At 65.1% G+C, this 3756-nt stretch carries 6 protein-coding genes; 4 read left to right on the top strand and 2 right to left on the bottom strand.

All coding sequences use genetic code 11. From position 1 onward, the window contains the following. Positions 1–425: transporter (locus ACI944_RS12945; protein ID WP_411719449.1), on the top strand; the 425-nt coding region annotated here is incomplete at its 5' end. Between the two features lie 9 nt (positions 426–434). On the opposite strand, the gene ACI944_RS12940 is transcribed toward ACI944_RS12945, so the two are convergent. Beyond that, a complete protein-coding gene (locus ACI944_RS12940; protein WP_411719448.1) occupies positions 435–1199 on the bottom strand; it encodes a fumarylacetoacetate hydrolase family protein in 765 nt (254 codons plus the stop codon). A gap of 66 nt (positions 1200–1265) precedes the next feature. Further along, the gene (locus ACI944_RS12935; RefSeq protein ID WP_411719447.1) at positions 1266–1811 is read right to left on the bottom strand and encodes a GNAT family N-acetyltransferase; all 546 of its coding nucleotides are present in this window, start codon (positions 1809–1811) and stop codon (positions 1266–1268) included. 93 nt (positions 1812–1904) lie between these two features. Here ACI944_RS12935 and ACI944_RS12930 point away from each other — a divergent pair, with 93 nt between their 5' ends. The 3 genes from ACI944_RS12930 to ACI944_RS12920 form a co-directional block, all read left to right on the top strand. After that, on the top strand, positions 1905–2630 hold the full coding sequence (locus tag ACI944_RS12930) for a metal-dependent hydrolase (protein ID WP_411719450.1): 726 nt from the start codon (positions 1905–1907) through the stop codon (positions 2628–2630). Between the two features lie 72 nt (positions 2631–2702). Further along, positions 2703–3101, top strand: a complete 399-nt coding sequence (locus ACI944_RS12925; protein ID WP_411719446.1) for an OsmC family protein — start codon at positions 2703–2705, stop codon at positions 3099–3101. A 244-nt stretch (positions 3102–3345) separates the two neighbouring features. After that, a partial coding sequence (locus tag ACI944_RS12920) for a DUF5799 family protein (protein ID WP_411719445.1) occupies positions 3346–3756 on the top strand: 411 nt, incomplete at its 3' end.

Below are 3756 nucleotides of genomic sequence, written 5' to 3'. Positions count from 1 at the left end.
CCGGATTCTCCGCGCTGTGGGCCGGCTCAGTGCTGTTCGTCGCCGCGGCGGTGCTCCCGCTGGCAATGGACGGCGAACTCTCGCCGGACGCCTTCGGGAGTGTCGTCTCCACGCTCCGGTGGGTGACCCGGATCAGCGCGCTGTTGTTGTTCCTCTCGGGCGGCCACCTCGCCGGGACACAGTACACCGTCGGGTCGCTGACCGGGACGACGAGCGGCTATCTCGTCTTGACCATGCTTGCGCTTTGGTTCGGCCTCGCTGCCCTCGTCGAGATCGGGAGTGGAAAGGCAATGCGCGGGGTCGACAACGACAAGATCCGCCAGCCGGCCCGCGACGCCCGCCCCTTTTATATCCTCGCGTCGGGTGCTGCGATCGGCCTGCTCGTCGTCTCCGGGCTGCTCGGGACGCCGGCTCCGATCCTGTGAACACCCGCCTCAGGGTATCCGAACCTGGTTTTTGAGTGTGCCGACGCCTTCGACCTCTATTTCGACGGTGTCACCGTCCGAGAGCGGGCCGACACCTTCCGGCGTTCCCGTCGAGATCACGTCGCCCTCCTCTAGAGTCATGTATGCGGTAATCTCCTCGATCAGTTCGGGAATGTCGAAGATGAACTGATCGCGAGAGGAGTCCTGTCGCAACTCGCCGTTGAGCCGACACCGGACCGCGGCGTCCTCGGGGACCGCCTCGGGAGCGGCGATGACGGGGCCGATCGGGGCCGCGTCGTCGAAGGACTTTCCACGGACCCAGTTCGTCTCGACGCGCTGGTCGTCGCGGTTGGAGATGTCGTTGACACAGGTGTAGCCGGCAATGACTTCATCGGCGTCGGCCGCATCGACGTTCCGGCACCGCTGTCCGATGACGACGCCGAGTTCGGCCTCGTACTCGAGGGTCTCCTTGTCGGGAAGGAGTTCGACCTCGGAGTCGTGGCTCGCGACCGCGTTCGGGGTCTTCAAGAACAGCAGGGGTCGGTCCGGAACGTCCATCCCCTGCTCGGCGGCGTGGTCGGCGTAGTTCAGCCCGATACAGACGATCTTCGAGGGCTCACACGGGGGTAACACGTCGACATCCTTGACGTTGAAGCTCCCGAGCTCGTCGGAGACGCGGCCTTCGCGCTTCGGGTCCGCACGGATGATCCCGTCGTCGGTCAACTCGCCGTAACGGGCGTCATCGCCGGAGTCGCGGAATCGTATCCGTCGCATAGCCGGGGCGTCTCCCGGGTCTGATATAAGCGTTCCCGGATCGACGCCGTCCGCCTGCCGGCGCAGTTACAGCTGCTTGATCATCCGTCGATGAGGGATATCCGCCTCCTCGAAGGTATCGCCGACGGCGTCGTAGCCGAGCTGTTTGTAAAACGATACCACCCGGACCTGCGCGTGGAGCACGAGTCGGCCGTACCCCGATGCGTCGGCGGCGCGCTCGACTGCGGCCATCAACTCGCGGCCGATCCCCTCGCCGCGACGATCCGCGAGCACCGCGACGCGCTCGACCTTTGCGGCCCTGCTCGGCCCGGCGGCTCGCCCTCGCGTTATTATTTCCCCCGAAGTTGCGTCCTCGCTGCTTCCCGCCGTCCCGTCGGTCCCGCTATCGTTCGCTTTTTTATCGGTCTCGCTGTTGTTCGTGTCTCCATCGTACGATCGGAGGCGTGCGACCCCGATCGGCTTCCCGCTGTCGTAGGCGACAAAGTGGGTCGCATCGTCGTCCTTGCCGTCGAGTTCGAGTTCCTCGGGGACGCCCTGCTCGTCGACGAACACCGCCCGCCGCACCGAAATCGCGTCTGACGGCCGGCCGCCGTCGATCCGCCGGATCTCCATACGTCGGGGTGTGTATCCACCATCCTAACGCCGTCGATCGGTTGAGATCGACACAGTATAATTAAGGCCGTGAGCCGAATACCACCGTTCGTAATGGAACTCACCTGGCACGGCCACTCCACGTGGTACGTCACTGTCGATGGAACCGACCTGCTGGTGGACCCGTTCTTCGGGAACCCACAGACGGACCTCGACCCGACCGACGTCGACGCCCCCGACTACGTTTTGTTGACACACGGCCACGAGGACCACGTCGCACACGCGAGTGAATTCAACGACGCGACCCTCGTCGCGACGCCGGAACTCGTTGCCTACGCCGAGGACAACTACGGATTCGATGAGGCGGTTGGTGGGATGGGGATGAATCTCGGCGGGACGGTCGAGTGCGGCGACGCGTGGGTAACAATGGTGCGAGCAGACCATTCCAACGGCATCGAGACGGGCTACGAGACGTCCGCCGGGATGCCGGGCGGGTTCGTAATCTCCGAGGCGAAGCCGACACAGGAGTCCGACGCCGACAACACCGCGTTCTATCACGCCGGCGACACAAGCCTCATGACCGAGATGCGGGAGGTCATCGGCCCGTTCCTCGAACCGGACTTCGCTGCGCTCCCCGCTGGCGACCACTTCACGATGGGGCCAGCGCAGGCTGCGATCGCGGCCGACTGGCTCGGCGTCGACTACGCCGCGCCGATGCACTACGATACGTTCCCGCCGATCGAGATCGACACTGCCGAGTTCGAGCGGGAACTGGACGCTGCCGGGGCAGCGGCCGAAGCGGTGATCCTTGAGGGCGACGAGTCGTTTATCTTAGAGTGAACGCCCCGCCGAAGTGAACGCCGGCCGCGCCGCGGGGGATTTTTGTATTCCCGCCGAGTGAGCCGAGGTAGTATGGCCGACATCGAGACAACGACCGTCAACGAGGAACAGTATCACGCGCTGAGCCGCGCGGGCGAGTTCGAACTCAGCATCGACGCGACCGCATCGGATGGACCGACGCCGAATGAGGTGCTGGTCGCCGACTATGCCTCCTGTTTCACCTTCGCCTGCCGGGCCGGGGCGAACCGGCACCTTGAGGTCGATCTTGGCGAGATCGAAACCGAGGCCGAGGCCGACCTCGACGACAGCGACGACCTCGCCGCGATCCGGTTTCACCTCTATATCGAGGCCGACCTCGACGACGACCAAATCGAGGAGGTCATCGAACTCGGCGAGAAGATCTGTCACGTTCACGACGCTATGAAGGAGTCGCTGCACGCGGCCATCGAGGTCACCCCGAACGCGTTCTGATAGCGACGGGCTCGCCGCCCGATAGTTTATATACCGGGACGCGGCCAGACGGCGTATGGCAGACCCGATCGCTGTCCGGCCTCGGAGTTAGTGCGGCCGCCGGACAGTACTGTGCCGCCTGTTCGCCACGCTGACCCGGAGCCGAACGGATCGACGCGAAGCGGCTCCGCTCGACGGCCTAAACCCGTGATCGCAGTCGGTCCCACGCCACGTATATAAGTCGGAGGGGGCCCTACACGGGCGTATGACCGATTGGCAGGACATGATCGTCGGCGACCGGATGGCCGTCGACGGCGAGTTCGACCCGCGCGTCGACGACTCCCGATTCACCCGACAGGAGTGGGGGCTCATCATGACGGCGACGACGTTCGAGATCGAGAATCCCGAGGACGGAGGGGCGGCCGAACTCGTCGCAAACACCGAGGAGCTACGGGGAATGATGCCCGAGATCGAGAAGGTCGCCGAGATGGATCCCATGGGGGGAAACCCGGCCGACGATCCCGATTCCGGCGGCGGCGTCTTCGGGTCCATCCTCGGCGCGCTCGGACTGGGCGGGGACGGCGGCGGTCCCGGTGGTGTCGACGAGGAGAAACTCGAGGCCGCCGAGGCGCTCGTCGCCGAATACGCCGCCGAGCTACAGGTTCACCTCGAATCC

Origin of the sequence: Natronomonas sp., assembly GCF_046710025.1 — an archaeon.
Classification (GTDB): domain Archaea; phylum Halobacteriota; class Halobacteria; order Halobacteriales; family Haloarculaceae; genus Natronomonas.
This window is presented reverse-complemented; position numbering and strand designations above follow the sequence as displayed.